Source organism: Flavobacterium columnare NBRC 100251 = ATCC 23463, from assembly GCF_002530675.1.
Lineage (GTDB): Bacteria > Bacteroidota > Bacteroidia > Flavobacteriales > Flavobacteriaceae > Flavobacterium > Flavobacterium columnare.
In genome coordinates, this window is the sequence record NZ_PCMX01000055.1 from 1 (window position 1) to 17,570 (window position 17,570).

Annotated in this window: 17 protein-coding genes; 4 read left to right on the forward strand and 13 right to left on the reverse strand. The window is 31.6% G+C overall.

The genetic code is table 11. The features are described 5' to 3' along the window. Positions 1-362 precede the first annotated feature (362 nt). The 7 genes from queA to B0A78_RS08500 all read right to left on the reverse strand — a co-directional run bounded on the left by queA (position 363) and on the right by B0A78_RS08500 (position 7,603). Positions 363-1,412 (reverse strand): tRNA preQ1(34) S-adenosylmethionine ribosyltransferase-isomerase QueA, encoded by a 1,050-nt coding sequence (gene queA / locus B0A78_RS08470; RefSeq protein ID WP_014164809.1) that lies wholly within the window; start codon positions 1,410-1,412, stop codon positions 363-365. Between the two features lie 707 nt (positions 1,413-2,119). Continuing rightward, on the reverse strand, positions 2,120-3,352 hold the full coding sequence (locus B0A78_RS08475; protein WP_014164808.1) for a 3-phosphoshikimate 1-carboxyvinyltransferase: 1,233 nt from the start codon (positions 3,350-3,352) through the stop codon (positions 2,120-2,122). A gap of 132 nt (positions 3,353-3,484) precedes the next feature. Beyond that, the gene (locus B0A78_RS08480) at positions 3,485-3,811 is read right to left on the reverse strand and encodes a nucleotide pyrophosphohydrolase (protein ID WP_014164807.1); all 327 of its coding nucleotides are present in this window, start codon (positions 3,809-3,811) and stop codon (positions 3,485-3,487) included. Positions 3,812-3,967: 156 nt separating this feature from the next. Next, positions 3,968-4,420, reverse strand: a complete 453-nt coding sequence (gene dtd, locus B0A78_RS08485; RefSeq protein ID WP_014164806.1) for a D-aminoacyl-tRNA deacylase — start codon at positions 4,418-4,420, stop codon at positions 3,968-3,970. 165 nt (positions 4,421-4,585) lie between these two features. Next, a complete protein-coding gene (gene rsgA / locus B0A78_RS08490) occupies positions 4,586-5,548 on the reverse strand; it encodes a ribosome small subunit-dependent GTPase A (RefSeq protein WP_077225441.1) in 963 nt (320 codons plus the stop codon). A gap of 97 nt (positions 5,549-5,645) precedes the next feature. Next, on the reverse strand, positions 5,646-6,728 hold the full coding sequence (locus B0A78_RS08495) for a bifunctional 3-deoxy-7-phosphoheptulonate synthase/chorismate mutase type II (protein ID WP_014164804.1): 1,083 nt from the start codon (positions 6,726-6,728) through the stop codon (positions 5,646-5,648). Next, positions 6,728-7,603 (reverse strand): prephenate dehydratase, encoded by an 876-nt coding sequence (locus B0A78_RS08500; RefSeq protein WP_097609576.1) that lies wholly within the window; start codon positions 7,601-7,603, stop codon positions 6,728-6,730. The genes B0A78_RS08495 and B0A78_RS08500 overlap by 1 nt, the downstream gene beginning before the upstream one ends. A gap of 266 nt (positions 7,604-7,869) precedes the next feature. Between B0A78_RS08500 and gldA the strand changes: the two genes are divergently transcribed. Next, a complete protein-coding gene (gene gldA, locus B0A78_RS08505; RefSeq protein ID WP_065213740.1) occupies positions 7,870-8,763 on the forward strand; it encodes a gliding motility-associated ABC transporter ATP-binding subunit GldA in 894 nt (297 codons plus the stop codon). Between the two features lie 43 nt (positions 8,764-8,806). Here gldA and rlmN read toward each other — a convergent pair whose 3' ends face one another. Beyond that, positions 8,807-9,850 (reverse strand): 23S rRNA (adenine(2503)-C(2))-methyltransferase RlmN, encoded by a 1,044-nt coding sequence (gene rlmN / locus B0A78_RS08510; RefSeq protein WP_014164801.1) that lies wholly within the window; start codon positions 9,848-9,850, stop codon positions 8,807-8,809. A gap of 141 nt (positions 9,851-9,991) precedes the next feature. On the opposite strand from rlmN, the gene B0A78_RS08515 reads away from it, so the two are divergent. Both B0A78_RS08515 and B0A78_RS08520 read left to right on the forward strand, forming a co-directional pair. Continuing rightward, the gene (locus B0A78_RS08515; protein ID WP_014164800.1) at positions 9,992-10,942 is read left to right on the forward strand and encodes an NAD(P)H-dependent flavin oxidoreductase; all 951 of its coding nucleotides are present in this window, start codon (positions 9,992-9,994) and stop codon (positions 10,940-10,942) included. A gap of 106 nt (positions 10,943-11,048) precedes the next feature. After that, on the forward strand, positions 11,049-11,690 hold the full coding sequence (locus B0A78_RS08520) for an O-methyltransferase (RefSeq protein WP_014164799.1): 642 nt from the start codon (positions 11,049-11,051) through the stop codon (positions 11,688-11,690). Here B0A78_RS08520 and B0A78_RS08525 read toward each other — a convergent pair. The 5 genes from B0A78_RS08525 to B0A78_RS08545 all read right to left on the reverse strand — a co-directional run bounded on the left by B0A78_RS08525 (position 11,685) and on the right by B0A78_RS08545 (position 16,413). Beyond that, positions 11,685-12,254: a phosphatase PAP2 family protein gene (locus B0A78_RS08525; protein WP_014164798.1), complete on the reverse strand. Its 570-nt coding sequence runs from the start codon at positions 12,252-12,254 to the stop codon at positions 11,685-11,687. The two genes, B0A78_RS08520 and B0A78_RS08525, sit on opposite strands and share 6 nt — an antisense overlap. Then, a complete protein-coding gene (locus tag B0A78_RS08530) occupies positions 12,254-12,601 on the reverse strand; it encodes a Sec-independent protein translocase subunit TatA/TatB (protein WP_014164797.1) in 348 nt (115 codons plus the stop codon). Before B0A78_RS08530 ends, B0A78_RS08525 begins: the two co-directional genes overlap by 1 nt. A 127-nt stretch (positions 12,602-12,728) precedes the next feature. Further along, positions 12,729-14,972, reverse strand: a complete 2,244-nt coding sequence (locus B0A78_RS08535; RefSeq protein WP_014164796.1) for a M1 family metallopeptidase — start codon at positions 14,970-14,972, stop codon at positions 12,729-12,731. 87 nt (positions 14,973-15,059) lie between these two features. Next, a complete protein-coding gene (locus tag B0A78_RS08540) occupies positions 15,060-15,557 on the reverse strand; it encodes a DUF6702 family protein (RefSeq protein WP_225556133.1) in 498 nt (165 codons plus the stop codon). Between the two features lie 508 nt (positions 15,558-16,065). Further along, a complete protein-coding gene (locus B0A78_RS08545) occupies positions 16,066-16,413 on the reverse strand; it encodes a hypothetical protein (protein ID WP_014164794.1) in 348 nt (115 codons plus the stop codon). Positions 16,414-16,758: 345 nt separating this feature from the next. Here B0A78_RS08545 and pepE point away from each other — a divergent pair, with 345 nt between their 5' ends. Further along, positions 16,759-17,466, forward strand: a complete 708-nt coding sequence (gene pepE / locus B0A78_RS08550) for a dipeptidase PepE (protein WP_014164792.1) — start codon at positions 16,759-16,761, stop codon at positions 17,464-17,466. Positions 17,467-17,570: the final 104 nt, after the last annotated feature.

Consider the following 17,570-nt stretch of genomic DNA (forward strand, 5'->3'; position numbering starts at 1 on the left):
AAAAGTAAAGTTCTCGATACGTTTTTTTCATTTTAAAAACAACTCGAACAGACGGTTGAGTATATAATCCAAATCATCGTTAGTTCGAGCGCGAAGCGCATCGAGAACCAACACTAATTTTTGTTGCTTTTATAGATGTACTATTTTTAAAAAGAAAATTCAAAGTTTAAATGGTATTGTTTTTTAGAACTGTAATTGGCTCCGTTTTTTTGAAGTAATTATGTAATTAAATAGAAAAGAGTTATCTAAAAATTACATTTTTTTAAACCTAATTGCATCTGTTTTCAAATTATTTACTTAAATAATATGTTTTAATCAGATTTTTTGTTTTTTAGATAACCCTTTATAATTATAAGGATGTATTATAAAATTAACATCGCATCACCGTATGAATAGAATCGGTATTTTTGTTCTACTGCTTCTTTATAAGCCTTCATCATAAGATCATGACCACAAAAAGCTGAGATCATCATTAACAAAGTTGATTTAGGTGTATGAAAATTGGTAACCATGCAATCTGCAACGGAAAAATCATAAGGAGGAAAAATAAATTTATTAGTCCATCCTTGGTACGAGTTTAATGTTTTATTAGAGGAAACAGAACTTTCCATAGCGCGCATGGTAGTAGTTCCTATAGCACATACCCTTTTTTTATTTAATTTAGCTTTATTAACGGTTTCACAAGCTTCGTCTGAAATTAAGACTTCCTCTGAATCCATTTTATGTTTTGATAAATCTTCTACTTCAACAGGATTAAAAGTCCCTAAACCTACGTGTAGAGTTACCTCAGCAAAATTAATACCTTTTATTTCCAAACGCTTCATTAAGTGCTTTGAAAAATGCAAACCAGCAGTGGGTGCTGCAACGGCTCCTTCTTCTTTAGCATAAATAGTTTGATAACGTTCCGCGTCTTCTTCGGTTACTTCACGATTAATATATTTAGGAATTGGTGTTTCTCCTAAATCTACTAATTTTTGGCGGAATTCTTCATAAGAACCGTCGTACAAGAAACGCAATGTTCTCCCACGAGAAGTTGTATTATCAATTACCTCAGCTACTAATGAATCGTCATCACCAAAGTATAGTTTGTTACCAATACGAATTTTACGAGCTGGATCTACCAATACATCCCATAAACGTTGTTCTGCATTTAACTCTCTTAATAAGAATACCTCAATACGAGCTCCTGTTTTTTCTTTATTTCCATAAAGACGTGCAGGGAATACCTTAGTATTGTTTACAACCATTACATCCCCTTCATCAAAATATTCAATGATATCTTTGAATAATTTGTGTTCAATTTCACCTGTTTTACGGTGTACTACCATTAAACGAGATTCATCACGATTTTCCGCAGGGTATTCAGCTAATAATTCAGCTGGTAAATTAAAATTGAAATTGGATAACTTCATACTTTATGTTAGATTTTAGAAATTAAATTCCAGAAGTCTTCTGAAAATCAAGGGTACAAATATACAATTGCAAAAGAGGGGTTGTCAAGTAAATTAGGATTTATTTTTTTATTCCTTTTTTTCCCCTTCTCTCAAAGGATTTGTATAAGAAATGTTTGTTTTTTAATGATTGGTATTATCGTGACTCTTTCGCTTTATATCTTCTATTCTTAGCTTTTATATTCCTTCTTTAAGATCCGCCATGTCTATTTGCTTGGTATTGTAAGCTTCCCCAAAAACAGCTACGATTAAAAGTATAATTTTTTCATTTTCAATATCTGTATTTAAATTTGGATTAACGGGATTCGAATAAAGTGTCTTTTTTAGATCTTTTTTATTAAATTCGGACGAGATAAGTCCGTATAATTTAATGCGTTTTGATGCTGATCTTTAATTAAATTTATTTCCTTTTCTTTTAGAACTCTATTATAAATAAAAATTTTATCAACAGAAAAGATTTGCATTCTTTACACTCATAAAGTCCCCATACTCTTTTAAAAAGGAATCTTTCTTAATTCTATTTATCGTAGGCTTTATATACCGCTAAAATCCTTAAGCTTCCTTATCTTGCTCTAAAATATTGGGAACCAAAAACCCTGTAACTTTTCTACATAAAGGCGTAGCGTACCTTGAGGGTGTTTTTATTTTTTCTACTTACATCGCTTATCTCATAGTACTTTCGTATAAACAAAACCTACCGTTTGTAGATCTTTCCAAAAATAAGGATATGATTTACTTACTACCTCAGCATTTTCTATTGTAATAGGTACTTGAAGTGCAAGCGGGGCAAAAGCCATTGCCATTCTGTGATCTTGATAGGTTTTTATGCTGATATTTTGATTAATAAACGTGGAAGGTTTTAAATGTAATGATTCGGCAGTAACCATTACTTCAGCACCTAATTTAGTGAACTCTAATTTCAAGGCTTCTAAACGGTCTGTTTCTTTAATCTTTAGGGTATGCAAACCATACAAATCACATCCTATTCCAAGGCCCAAACAGGTTACCGCAATTGTTTGGGCTATATCTGGGCAAGTATTCAGGTTATAAGTTATAAATTCTGAATGAGGTGTTCTTTTTTTTAATATTATTGTATTGTTATTAAAAATAGTTTCGACACCAAAATACTGATAAATTTCTGCCAGAACGGCATCTCCTTGTAAGCTATTTTTTTTGTAACTACAAAGCGTTATTTGTGTACCTAATTCCGAAAGTGCTACAATAGAATACCAATAAGATGCAGAACTCCAATCAGACTCAACTGTAAATTTTGGATTTTGGATTTCGGATTTCGGATTGACTGTAATGTTATTTTCTTCAAAAGATGTTTGGACTCCCATTTCGTTTAACAATGATAAAGTCATTTGGATATACGGAATAGAAGTAATCTGTCCTTCTAACGTTAGCTCTAATCCTTTCTCTAATGTTGGAGCAATTAAGAGCAAAGCAGATATATACTGACTGCTTACATGGGCGGGCAATATTACTTTATTTTGGGTTATTTTTTTTCCTTTAATTTTAATAGGCGGAAAACCTTCGTTTTCTAAATATAAAATTTCAACACCTAGTTGTTGTAAAGCTTCTACTAAAATTTTAATAGGTCGCTCTTTCATACGAGAAGACCCCGTTAGTATTATTTCTTTTCCTTCTTGAATGGCAAAAAAGGCAGTTAAAAAACGCATAGCTGTTCCAGCATGATGCACGTCTACCACCCCTTCAAAAGAACCGTTTAAAGCTTTTTGCATTACCTCTGAATCGTCCGAATTGGAAATATTTTCTACCACAATATTTGGATACAGCGCTTGTAATAGTAATAACCTATTGGTTTCTGATTTGCTACCTGTTATTTTAATGGGCTGTTGTTCATTATTTACAACTGATTTTTGAAGTTTTATTTCCACTGTTCAAATCTTTATTCTTAGTATTCAGATGGTAAAATGTAGATCTATCGTTTTTCTTGTATTGCTTTTTCAACGGCCTTTCTTATTGATATATATACAAGCTATGAAGTATAGGTAACTTAAAACCCTATACTATTTCAATTTTTCGTTGTTATGGTGACGATCGTGATCTCGTTTTGTTTTTAGATCCATTTTTTTATCAAAAGCCGTTTGCAAGTCAACCCCTGTTTGATTGGCTAAACATAAAACAACAAATACAACATCTGCTAATTCTTCGCCTAAGTCTTTATTTTTATCGCTTTCTTTTTCTGACTGTTCTCCATATCTGCGCGCTATAATTCTGGCTACTTCTCCTACCTCTTCTGTAAGCTGAGCCATATTCGTTAATTCGTTAAAATAACGTACCCCGTGATTTTTAATCCAATTATCTACTTCTTGCTGGGCGTTTTTTATATTCATAATTACATTTTTTAAGTATTAAAGAAAAACATAAATGGTTTTAAGATACAATTGAAATAAGTATTTATTTCAATTGTAGAAATTCATGAAGCCTTGAATTATTTCTTCTAAATATTTTATAAATAGGATATCGTTTATAAATATTTTTTTTATTAATTATTCTTTGTTTTTTGTATCCATTAGTATGGTTACAGGACCGTCATTTACTAAGCGGACTTTCATATCTGCTCCAAATCTTCCTGTCTGAATTGGCTTTTCTAAATCGGTTTCTATTTGTTTAACGAATGATTCGTAGAGAGGAATGGCTACATCAGGTTTTGACGCTTTTATATAACTAGGTCTATTTCCTTTTTTGGTTTGAGCATATAATGTAAATTGACTTACTACAATTATTTCTCCATTAATGTCTTTAATAGAACGATTCATAACACCTTCCTCATCATCAAAAATCCGGAGGTTTACAATTTTTGAACTTAACCAGGTGGAATCTTCTTGATTATCTAAATCTTGAATCCCAACCAATATTAAAAGTCCTTGCTTAATTTTTGCAACAATTTCGTTTTCTATGGTTACAGAGGCTTCTGAAACACGCTGAATTACAACTTTCATGTATGTTTTAAATAAAATATCGTTTACAGATTCTTTATTTCCTAACAAATGTACTATCAACTGTATTGTTTATTAATAATTCTTTCGGTTAAAAAAAATATTTACTTGTATTTTGATAGATTCTATTATTTGTAAGGCATACCCCTAAAGGGGAGTATTTATTATCTAGTATAATTCCTCATTATTTTTATAAATATCATTTCTATACGTTTCATCATCTCCCTCTAATATTTGCAAATATGAATTATACCTTGACCAAGCTATTGCATCAGCATCTAAAGCTTCTTTTACAGCACAATGAGGTTCTTCTTTATGCAAACAATTATTAAATTTACACTGCTCTTTTAAAGCAAAAAATTCTGGGAAGTAATCTCCTATTTCTTGTTTTTCCATGTCTACTACTCCAAAGCCTCGAATACCAGGTGTATCTATAATTTTAGCTCCAAACTCTAAATCAAACATTTCAGCAAAAGTAGTGGTATGTTGTCCCTGCTGATGTTGTTCTGAAATTTCTTTTGTTTTTAGATTTAATGTAGGTTCTAAAGCATTTACTAACGTTGATTTACCTACTCCTGAATGTCCTGAAAACATAGAAACTCTATCTTTCATTAATACTTTTAAATCTTCTATTCCTTTATTTTGTTTAGCAGAAACTCGCAAGCATTGATAGCCAATATTAGCATATATATATTGAAGATACAATTGATCATCAAGGGTTTTATCATCATAGGTATCTATTTTATTGAATACTAAAACGGCTTCAATTCCATAGGCTTCTGCCGTTACTAGAAAACGATCAATAAAACTGGTTGTTGTTATGGGATTATTAATGGTAACTAACAAAAATACGACATCTATATTGGACGCAATAATATGGGTTTGCTTAGAAAGGTTCACAGACTTACGAACAATATAGTTTTTTCTTTCGTGAATATTTGTTATAACACCAACCGTTTGATCAGCAGAAGTATCTAATTCATAATCTACGATATCTCCTACTGCTAGAGGATTGGTACTCTTAATTCCTTTTATACGAAATTTCCCTTTTATACGGCATTCTAAAAATTGATTTTCTTTGGTTTTTACCGTGTACCAACTTCCAGTAGATTTATAAACAATTCCTGTCATTTAGATTAACGATTGAGGATTAGTAAATGTAGATTAAAAATTCATGCAAATGTAGGCAAATCAACAATCAAAATTCACGAATCCTCACTCTAATATCCTATAATTTATACACTTTTTCTTGATGAGCAATACTTTCTTGATGTATGGTTTTGAATATCTTTAGCACAAATTCTTCACTTAGCCCTTTTTCTGCTCCTTCCAAAATAATCTTTTCAAGAATTTCATTCCAACGATTGTTTTGTAATATGGCTACATTTTTTTCTTTTTTAAGCAACCCTATTTGATCTACTATTTTCATACGTTTACTTAAAATTTCTAATAACTTTTCGTCAAAATCATCAATTTGAGTTCTAAATTTAGAAATGCGTTTATGATAATCATCTGAATTTTCTTCTATTTTACGAACTCTTAAATCAATAAACATTTGTTTTAAAGTTAGAGGTGTTACTTGTTGTGGTGCATCACTCCATGCCTGATCAGGATTACAATGCGTTTCAATCATTAGCCCGTCGAAATTCATATCAAGAGCTTGCTGTGAAACATCTTGAATCATGTCCCGTTTTCCTGTAATATGAGATGGATCACAAATAATAACTAGTTCTGGAAATTTGTTTTGTAAATCAATTGCTATTTGCCACTCTGGATTATTGCGGTATTTTGTTTTTTCATAAGTAGAAAAACCTCTATGAATAACCCCTATTTTTTTTATACCTGCTTGATATAATCTTTCTAAACCACCTATCCAGAGCGATAAATCAGGATTAACTGGATTTTTAAGCAACACCATTTTATCTGTATTTTGTAGTGCATCTGCTATTTCTTGAACCGCAAACGGATTAACAGTCGTACGAGCTCCTATCCAAAGAAGGTCTACATCATATTCTAATGCTAATTTTACATGTTGAGCAGTTGCCACTTCAGTTGCAATCAGCATTCCGGTTTCTTCTTTAGCTCTTTTCAACCACTTTAACCCTATTTCTCCTACTCCTTCAAACCCTCCAGGTCTGGTGCGAGGTTTCCATATACCTGCTCTAAAAATACTTACATCACTATTTTTTAATTCATGAGCCACAGCTAAAACTTGTTCTTCTGTTTCTGCACTGCAAGGCCCTGCAATTACAAGGGGATGATTTAATTTTAGATCATCCAACCATTTTCTATTTTCTTTTTTTATTTCCATTATACATTCATTAAAATTAAATCATGATTATCTATGTTTTGATTTAAAGGCATATCTCCTGATTCATACTCCCCCAAAAGTTTAAAATGTGTTGTCATTAATTCTAAAATACTTTTAGCTTTTTCAAAATAACTGTATTCTTCAAAAACAACATCTACAAAAAAAGAATACTGAAAGGGTTTTTCTATAATTGGCATTGATTGAATTTTTGTTAAATTTAATTTACAATTATTCATGACATTCAAAACGGTTGCTAATCCTCCTGGGGTATTATCTAGTTCAAATTTAATAGAAGCTTTATTTACCTTATCTGTTTTTATATCTGTTTTTATTTTTTCTACGATCATAAAACGGGTAATACTACTTTCTACTGATTGTATTTCTTTAGCTAAAATTTCTAATCCATATACTTCGGAGGCTATTGGTCCCGCCAAAGCAGCTATTCCTTTTAGTTTTTTTTCACTTATTCTTTTTGCTGTGATGGCCGTGTCTGAACTTTCAATAACCTTAATATGTTTATTCTTTTCTAAGAATTTGGCACATTGTAATAAAGCAATAGGATGTGAATGCACCTCTTTTATATTCTCTATTTTTTGACCAGAAAGTGTCATTAGATTAAGGCTTATTTTCAAAAAGTATTCGCCTAATACGTTTAGTTGATTTTCGTCTATCAAAGCATAATTAAGAATCAAACTCCCTGCTATCGAATTTTCTATAGCCATCACACCATAATCTACCATTCCCTTTTTTAGTTGTTTTGTTACTTCTTTAAAAGTTTCACACTCAACTATTTCAATATTTTCCCCAAAATAATTCTGAGCAACTTGTTGATGAAATGATCCTTTTATACCTTGAATAGCAACTGTAACTCGCATATACTTTTGATAAAAATTAATAAAAAAAAATCCCGAAGTTTTGTACCTCGGGATTGTATAGTATTGTAAATCTAAACTTATTCAGTTAACACCATAACAACCCCTCTCCTTTCCAAAAGAAGTAATAAAAAAAGTTGTTATATAATGTTACTAAATGGTTCATACGTTTTTCTTCGTCTTACAAAACTACTATTTTTTTTTAAAACAGAAAACTATTTAATTATTTTTAAGGGTTTTTCTTATTTTTGCTGTAAATACTTAGATTTATGTCTATAGAAATTCAAAATGTTTCTAAAAGTTATGGTGCTCAAAAAGCATTAGATACTGTTTCATTTAAAGTAAACAAGGGCGAAATTGTTGGTTTTTTAGGTCCTAATGGCGCTGGAAAATCTACTTTAATGAAGATCTTAACCACTTATATATGCGCTGATGAAGGTTCTGCTAAAGTAAACGGGTTTGATGTAAATACTCAGTCACTTGATGTTCAAAAATCCGTAGGCTATTTACCGGAACACAATCCATTATATTTAGATCTTTATGTTCGCGAGTACCTGAATTTTAATGCTAATATATATAAAGTAAGTACTTCTCGTATAGAGGAAGTAATTTCTCTTACAGGTTTAATCCCCGAAAGTCATAAAAAAATCAGTCAACTTTCTAAAGGATATCGACAACGTGTAGGCTTAGCAACCGCCTTGTTACACAATCCAGAGGTCCTTATTTTAGATGAGCCAACAACGGGATTGGATCCTAATCAAATCATTGAAATCCGCGATTTAATTAGAAATATTGGAAAAGACAAAACGGTTTTTCTATCTACTCATATCATGCAAGAAGTGGAGGCTATTTGTGACCGCGTTATTATTATCAATCACGGAAAAATTGTAGCGGACAACCAAATTGACCATTTGATAACCGAAACCAATGAACAAGTAATAGAAGTTGAGTTTGACAAAGAAATCAATGAAACACTGCTCATTCAAATACCCAATATTAGTTCCTACACTAAAAATGATAATTATTGGGTATTAACTTTTCATTCTGAACAAGATATGCGACCGGTTCTTTTTGATTTTGCTCAAATTAATGGATTAAAGACATTGCAACTTTCGCAAAAAAACAAAAATTTAGAAAGTGTTTTCAGAGAAAAAACGAAATAACTTAAAAAGAGGTACTGTTCTATTATTTTAGCATACCTCTTTTTTAAATTTCTTTATTCGCTAGTTGGCCGCATGCTGCATCTATATCTTTTCCTCTACTCCTACGCACTTTAACCACTACATCAACTGATTCTAGAGCTTTGATATATTGATTAATAGATTGTTCAGATGCTTGTTGAAAAGCTCCATCATCTATTGGGTTGTATTCTATTAAATTAACTTTACAAGGAACGTATTTACAAAATTTAACCAAAGCCTCTATTGATCGTTTGTCGTCATTAATACCTTTCCAAACAACATATTCGTAAGTTACTTTACTCTTTGTTTTTTTGTACCAATATTCTAAAGCTTCTCGCAAATCAGTTAGAGGAAAATTTTTAGTAAAAGGCATGATTTTATTTCTGATTTCTTCAACAGCGGAATGTAAAGAAACGGCTAGTTTAAATTTTACATCATCATCAGCCATCTTTTTTATCATTTTAGAAATCCCTGATGTAGAAACCGTAATTCGTTTAGGGGACATCCCTAATCCTTCTGGAGACGTTATTTTATCAATTGCTTTCATTACATTAGGGTAGTTCATTAAAGGCTCTCCCATCCCCATAAAAACAATATTTGATAACGGACGATTATAATACAAACGACTTTCCGAGTCTATAGCGGCTACTTGATCATAAATTTCACCAGGCTCTAAATTGCGCATTCTCTTTAGGCGAGCCGTTGCACAAAAATTACAATCTAAGCTGCATCCTACTTGACTAGAAACACAAGCTGTTGTTCGGGTTTCTGTAGGAATTAATACAGATTCAACCACTAATCCATCATGCAAACGAACTGCATTTTTTACGGTTCCATCCTCACTCCTCTGCATTTGATCTACCTCTATATGCTGAATCACAAAGTTTTGTTCTAACATTTCTCGAGTAGCTTTCGAAAGGCTTGTCATATCTTCAAATTTGTGTGCCTTTTTTTGCCACAACCATTCATAAACCTGATTCCCTCTAAACGCTTTATCGCCATTAGAAACAAAAAAGGTTCTTAGTTCTTCTTTACTTAACGCTCGTATATCTCTTTTTTCTGTTTGCATGGGGCAAAGATAATAATTCTTAATTTTTCAAATATTAAATCGTATAGAGTATTAACAAAGTTTCTTTTCTAAAGTTTTTAGCTGTTTTTTTATATGCAAGCATAATATATATTTTTCTTATATTTGGTCAAATTTACAATTATGGCAAAGACTATATTAACAGAATTATTGGATATAAAGTACCCTATTATAATGGCTCCTATGTTTTTAGTTTCTAATACATCTATGGTAATAGAAGGTATGAAAGCGGGAGTTGCAGGCTGTATACCTGCCTTAAACTATCGTACACTTGAAGAACTTAGAGCAGCCATACAAGAACTAAAAGCGGCTAAAGTAAAAGGGGGAAGTTTTGGTTTTAACCTAATCGTAAACAAATCAAACATAAAATACAAAGAACAACTGAGAGTTCTTTGCGAAGAAAAGGTAGATTTTATCATTACTTCATTAGGCAGCCCTGAAGAAACTATACAGGAAGCTCATAAAGCAGGTGTTAAGGTTTTTTGTGATGTTACAGATCTTAAATTTGCTAAAAAAGTAGAAAGTTTAAAAGCAGATGCCATTATAGCTGTGAACAATCAGGCTGGCGGACACAGAGGTGACGTAGACCCTGAAAAACTAATTAAATTATTAGATGAAAATACTTCTTTACCTGTAATTTCTGCTGGTGGAGTAGGATGTAAAAACGATTTAGATAAAATGCTTGGTTATGGCGCTATTGGTGTTTCAATAGGAAGTCTTTTTATTCCTTCTACCGAAGCGGGAGTATCGCAAGAATACAAACAAGCTTGTGTAGATTATGGAGCAAAAGATATTGTAATGACTGAAAAAATTTCAGGAACACCTTGTACCGTTATCAACACTCCTTATGTACAAAAAATAGGTACTAAACTAAATTGGTTAGAACGATTTCTAAACACCAATAAGCGTTTAAAAAAATGGGCTAAATTAATTCGTTTTATGATTGGAAATAATGCCGTAACAAAAGCAGCTACTCAAGCTACCTATAAAACCGTATGGGTTGCAGGTCCCACTATAGAATATGCTAAATCTATTCAACCTGTACAAAAAATCATAGACGGCTTAATTAAATAAGATCTGATGGGTGTCTAAAAAGTAATTACTTAACAGTAAACTTTTAGGACACCTGATTTTATACAATACTTTGTATTTTGTTTACTGTTTTGACAATTAAAAAATTATGCATTTCATTTCAGAAGATTTAGAAAATTATGTAGCTAATCACAGCGAAAACGAACCTGAATTACTCGCTCGTTTAAACAAAGAAACTCATCAAAAGATATTACAACCACGTATGCTAAGTGGTCATTTTCAAGGACGTGTCTTAAGTATGTTATCTAAATTAATTAGGCCTACTACTATTCTTGAAATAGGCACTTATACTGGCTATGCTGCTTTATGCTTGGCAGAAGGGCTTAACAAAAACGGCACTCTTGACACCATAGACAACAACGAAGAATTATATGATTTTCAAAAGAAATACTTTGATCAATCTGTATGGGCTAACCAAATACAACAGCACTTAGGCAATGCCTTGGAAATCATTCCTACTTTAAACAAAACATTTGATTTGGTTTTTATAGATGCTGACAAGGAAAATTACATCAACTATTTTCATCTCATCATTCCTATGATGAATCCTGGAGGCGTTATCTTATCCGATAATGTCTTATGGAGTGGTAAAGTACTTGAAGAAGTAAAAGCCAATGATAAAAGTACGCGAGTTCTCCTAGAATACAACCAACTCTTAAAAGAGGATCCTAGAGTAGAAACTGTTTTACTTCCAATAAGAGATGGACTAACTATGAGCAGAGTTTTATAAACTACTGCTCATTTTTATTTTTATTGTACGGTATAGCCTGTTAAAAGATATTCCTAAAATAATTCCTACTATATAACCGGTTAATATATCTCCTGGATAATGCAATCCTAAATAAATACGACTGTACGCAAAAATTAATGGGAATAAGAAAAGTACATACGCATATTTATAATTTTCCTTAAGTATTAAATACACAAAAACGGTACTTGCCATAGAATTAGCAGCATGACCCGAAAAGAAACTAAAAGTCTCACTGCTTTTTACTATTCGTATGATTCCTTTTAGTTCAGGCGTACTACAAGGACGTAATCGTTGAACTGTTTCTTTTACTAAATTAGTGAATTGATCTGTTACAGCAACTAACAAGGCAATGGTTATTATAATAAATAAAAAAGGTTTCCATCCGCCTACTTTTTTATACACTAAATATAAGACAGCCATAAAAAAAGGAGTCCAATGAAATTGTTTAGTAACAAACAGCCAATAACCATCAAATGGCTGAGACCCTAGACTGTTTAAAAAAATAAAAAGTTGTTTATCTAATTCTATTACGCGCTCTAACATTACATTTGACGTTTTATGGGACCTGTTAAATCTTCAAAATTTTCTTTTACTTCATTTATTTCTTTTGTAATATCCAGAGGATTTTGAGTAGGAGCATCTTTCATTATACGTTCTTGAACGTTTTGTTTTATATTTTCTACTTCTTTCGAAAAATCAGTAGTCATTTGCGTAATTTCTTTTCCAGTAGTACTGTTTTGAATTTCTGATTTGAGGTCATTTGTTGCATTCTTCAACTGTGCCATTCCCTTACCTAGAGTACGTGCTACATCTGGTATTTTATCTGCTCCAAAGAGCATTAAAGCAATAAAGATGATAAATATCAATTCGCCTCCGCCAATTCCGAACATAAGATTATTTTTTACTTTTCACAAAGGTAAATAGAAATTCAAACAATATACGTTAAAAGAAATAAAAAACTTGTCATTCTACACTATACGTAAAAATGACAAGTTTAGAAAAACGAATACACCTTTTTTAATCAAATTTAGATTTAATTTCTTCTTTAGGCCAACTATTATTAGAAACATCTATATCTGCTGTTTCTTCTTTAGGATCTACTTTTATTTTTTTAATAATTTTTTGAGTCGCAAAAATACGCGAAACTTCCTTGTCGTTTTTTAACCAAATTTGAGCGGGAAATTTATGATTTTCCATTGTTCCATCTTCATAGGTAATTTCAACTAACAATGGCATTACTAAACCTCCTGGTTTATCAAAAGTTACTTGATAAAAATATTTAGGTGTTACTAATTTAGTTTTTTCTTCAGTTGTAAAATTTGCATTAACAAAATCTTCTAGGGCTTTAATTTCTTTGGTTTCAAAAGGTTTATTCATTTCTGATTTAAAATCTCCGCTTGCTTTTTCAACCATGTACACCTTAGGACCTGAAGCTCTAAAACGATTTCTTCGTGTTACTTCTTGTGCTTTAAATCCTACTGGTTCATCATTCGTTACAAAAAACTGTTTGACCTCTTTTATTCCTATATCGTTATAATCTGTCGTATAAAACCAACCGCGCCAAAACCAATCTAAATCAACTCCTGAGGCATCTTCCATGGTTCTAAAAAAATCTTCTGGTGTAGGGTGTTTAAACTTCCAACGATTTGCATAAGTCTTAAACGCATAATCAAAAAGTTCGTGTCCCATAATGGTTTCTCTTAAAATATTCAACCCTGTTGCTGGTTTCCCATAGGCGTTATTCCCGAATTGTTTTATTACTTCTGAATTAGACATAATAGGCTCTATACCATTTTGATCGCCACTCATATACGGAACAATCATTTTAGCTGGACCACGATCTGTTGGAAAATTAGGATCCCATTCAATTTCTGCTAAATATTCTAAAAATGTATTCAACCCTTCATCCATCCATGTCCATTGACGTTCATCTGAATTGACAATCATAGGAAAGAAATTGTGTCCTACTTCATGAATTATAACGCCCATCATACCGTATTTTAGATGATCTGAGTAGTTGCCTTTTTCATCTGGTCTTCCAAAATTCCAACAAATCATAGGATATTCCATCCCTTGATCTTGCGCGTTAACTGAAACGGCTTTAGGATAAGGATAATCAAATGTTTTAGCTGAATAACTTTTTAGAGTATGTGCTACGATTTTAGTAGAATATTGTTCCCATAACGGATTTCCTTCCTTAGGATAGATAGAAGTTGCCATTACTTTTTTGTCTCCTAGCTGAACCGCCATAGCATCAAGAATAAATTTTCGTGAAGTAGATACCCCAAAATCACGTACATTTTCCGCTTTAAAACGCCATACTTTCTTTTTGTCAGACCAAGATTTTTCTCTTTCTATTGCTTCTTCTTGTGTGGCTATAATTACAGGGTTATCAAAAGTTTTTTCTGCTTGTAAATAACGTTGCAACTGAATGGGTGTTAAAACCTCTGTTCTGTTTTGTAAAGTACCTGTAGCCTCCATGATATGATCGGCTGGCACAGTTATGTTTACTTCATAGTCTCCAAAAGGGAGAGCAAACTCCCCTTGTCCCCAGAATTGCATATTTTGCCAACCTTCTACATCATTGTATACAGCCATACGAGGAAAGAATTGCGCCAAGACATATAGCCTATTCCCGTCTGGAAATTGTTCATAACCACTACGTCCTCCATCTACCATATAATTCCCTATGTTATACCACCATTTTATTGTAAAAACAAATTTTTGCCCTTTTGTCAAAGGTGTTTTTAGGTTAATACGCATCATGGTTTCGTTTACGGTATAAGAAATGGGCTGTCCTACAGCATCTTTTACATATTCTATTTTAAAACCTCCATCAAATTTTTCCTCCATATAAGTACGGGAAAATGCTCTGGCACTGATAGCGGGATCTACCTTTTCGCTCCTTACTAAAGGTGTTTTAGAGGTTTTTGCAAATAAGTTTTGATCTAATTGCAACCATAAATAATCTAATGATTCTTTTGCATTATTAGTATAAGTAATGGTTTCTGTTCCGTACAAACGTGCTTTTTTATCATCTAATTCAACATCCATTTTATAGTCTGCACGCTGCTGATAGTACTCAGGACCTGGAGCTCCTGATGCTGTACGATACATATTGGGGGTAGCCATCAAATCATACATTTGACGAAACTTACTTTGATCGGTGTGTGTTTCGGATTTAGACCTACTTTTTGATTCTTGAGCGACTCCTAAAAAAATAGAGAATAATGCAACTACTAGAAACGTTAGTTTTTTCATCTATACTATTACAAATTGGTTCGTACTTTAATTATAAAAACTTAGAGGGCTAAAATAAATTCTTTTTTTAATTTCTTTAAATATTTATCAATACTTTAACATTCCACTTATATTATTACCTGAAAATAAAAAGCTATTTTTCACTCCTTTATTGTTTATATGAATAATATTTTGTTGCTCGTCATTAAGTTCTAGTAACGTATTGTTTTGTATTTCAAGAATTTTTAATTGAGTGATGTTTTCTATTTTATAATACCCAACCAATACATTTGCTTCTATTTCTTTTTGCACAAGTTCTAAAGGTTTTAACTTTCCATTTATTTTTATCTTAAACGTTTCCTGTAAATATTTCCTCATTAATTCAACATCTCTTTCGCTTTCTTCTTTTTCACCTAGAGCTGTTTTCACATGGTATTTAGAGGACAACACTTGGTTTAAATCATCTATAAAAATTCGAGTTGTTATCTGAAGTCTTTTCTTTTCAGACACATAATTAATCTGGTATATAGAAACGTAAAATTTGTGAACTACAAAAGAGCTTAATAACAAAAAGGCTATTAAAATAAATGGTGTTTTTTTAATCATTTTATAAAACATTGTTTTTGAACGGCTATTATTTCTTTATATCTACAGGCTAAATCTAGTAAAAGGAAACACAAAACTCCATCTCCTTTTGATTTCTGAGTGTTGATGACTTTGGGATTTTCAGAAGAATAAATCAAAAAATCATCTGTTTTTTTTATAAAAGTCTTCTTAAAAATATGAATTACAGAAGTAAAAACTAATGTATTTGCCAGAGCTGCTTCTATACAAATTTATCTTTCATCTATCGTATGATTGCTTTTTTAGTCGTTTGATTTACCACTAAGATTGATTCTAAAACACCTATATCCGATTGAACAATTTCTTCTAAGAGTATTTTACCCTATCAGAATGTCATTAAAAAACAGCAAATAAAAGAAATATTATTGTTTATTTTTCACTCATGTTCCGTTCATTAAATTTAAAAACGAGTTCTATCAATCGAAGTCTCAAGTTTACAAGATTTTTTTTTAAAAATTTTTATCTATTAAAAAATCCTCAGATGCAAAAACTATGACCCCCTTAAATATTCCTTCTTAATTTTTAATGTAAAAAGGAAAAAATCTTCCGTTAGTTTATTTAATAATTGCAAAGCATTCGATTCATATTTTTCATTTTCTAGTGCTTTTTGCAACATTTGATTTTTCCCTGAAAACACATTTAGAGTTCCATCTAAAGACACCTTTGAATTTAAACCATAACAATTTTTACCCCTTCCCTTTGCCGTGTGTAACTTTCTTTCTATAAAGGTATATTCTTGTTCATTTTTACCTATAATTCCTAATGATTTGACTGAAAATCGCTTGATATACACCTCTTCTAATTCTTTTATTTTAGAAGAAATATGTAGTAAAAACACACTCGATTTAAAAGAATTTGCATTTAACTGTATCTGAAGTGGCTCTATTTTTTGGGGAAGTCACTACTAATATATCTTTCGGACAAGCAGGCAACTCAAACTCTCCCATAATACTTGTATAAACCCATTACCCTGTAGTTCTATTAACAACAATCAAGCTGTCCTTTTTTACCAAATCTACTTCTAACCTTCCTCTAAGTTTTTCTTGAGCAAATACAACCTGTATACTAAAAAATAAAAACACACGAATTCTAGACATCTTTTTTTTGTAAAAATAGCGGACATTTTAGTCAATAAAATAGTAAAATTTTGTTAATTCTGTATATTTGAATCAAATTAAAAGAGATGAAAAAAGTTATTTTAGCAAGCACATCCACCTTATATAACGGTGGTTATTTAGAATATTTACTTCCAACCTTAAGCAAACATTTTAATGAAGTAAGATCTATACTTTTTATACCGTATGCACAACCAAGCGGAATAAGTTATGAAGAGTACACAGCAAAAGTAAAAGAAGCTTTTTCTAAAATTGGAATTACAGTAAAGGGGATTCACGAATTTGAAAACACAATAGAAGCAGTAAAAAATGCTGAAGCTATTTTTACAGGCGGTGGCAATACTTTTTTATTAGTCACTAAACTTTATGAAAAAGGTCTAATTCCTGTTTTAAAAGAAGTTATTAAAAAGGGAACTCCTTATTTAGGAACTAGCGCAGGAAGTAATATTGGAGGAAGAACAATAAACACTACGAATGATATGCCTATCATTTTGCCGCCTAGTTTTGACACATTAGGTCTAATTTCTTTTAATCTAAACCCTCATTATCTAGATCCTATCGAAGGCTCTACACACATGGGAGAAACTAGAGAAACTCGTATTAACGAATTTCACAAACTAAGTACAATTCCTGTTTTGGGATTACGAGAAGGAAGTTGGTTAGAAGTTTATGATTCTGATATTTTTCTAAGAGGTGAACTTACGGCAAGACTTTTCCGATCAGGTGAGTTTGCAGTAGAAATGGCCCCTGGGGAGAATCTAAATTTTTTAAAATAATCTTTTAAACTTTTAAAAACAGAATGGATCGGGTTCTTAAATACAGAATCCGATTCGTTAAAATATAAATTTTGCGTTTGATCCGGCTCAAGTCAAAAAGTTGT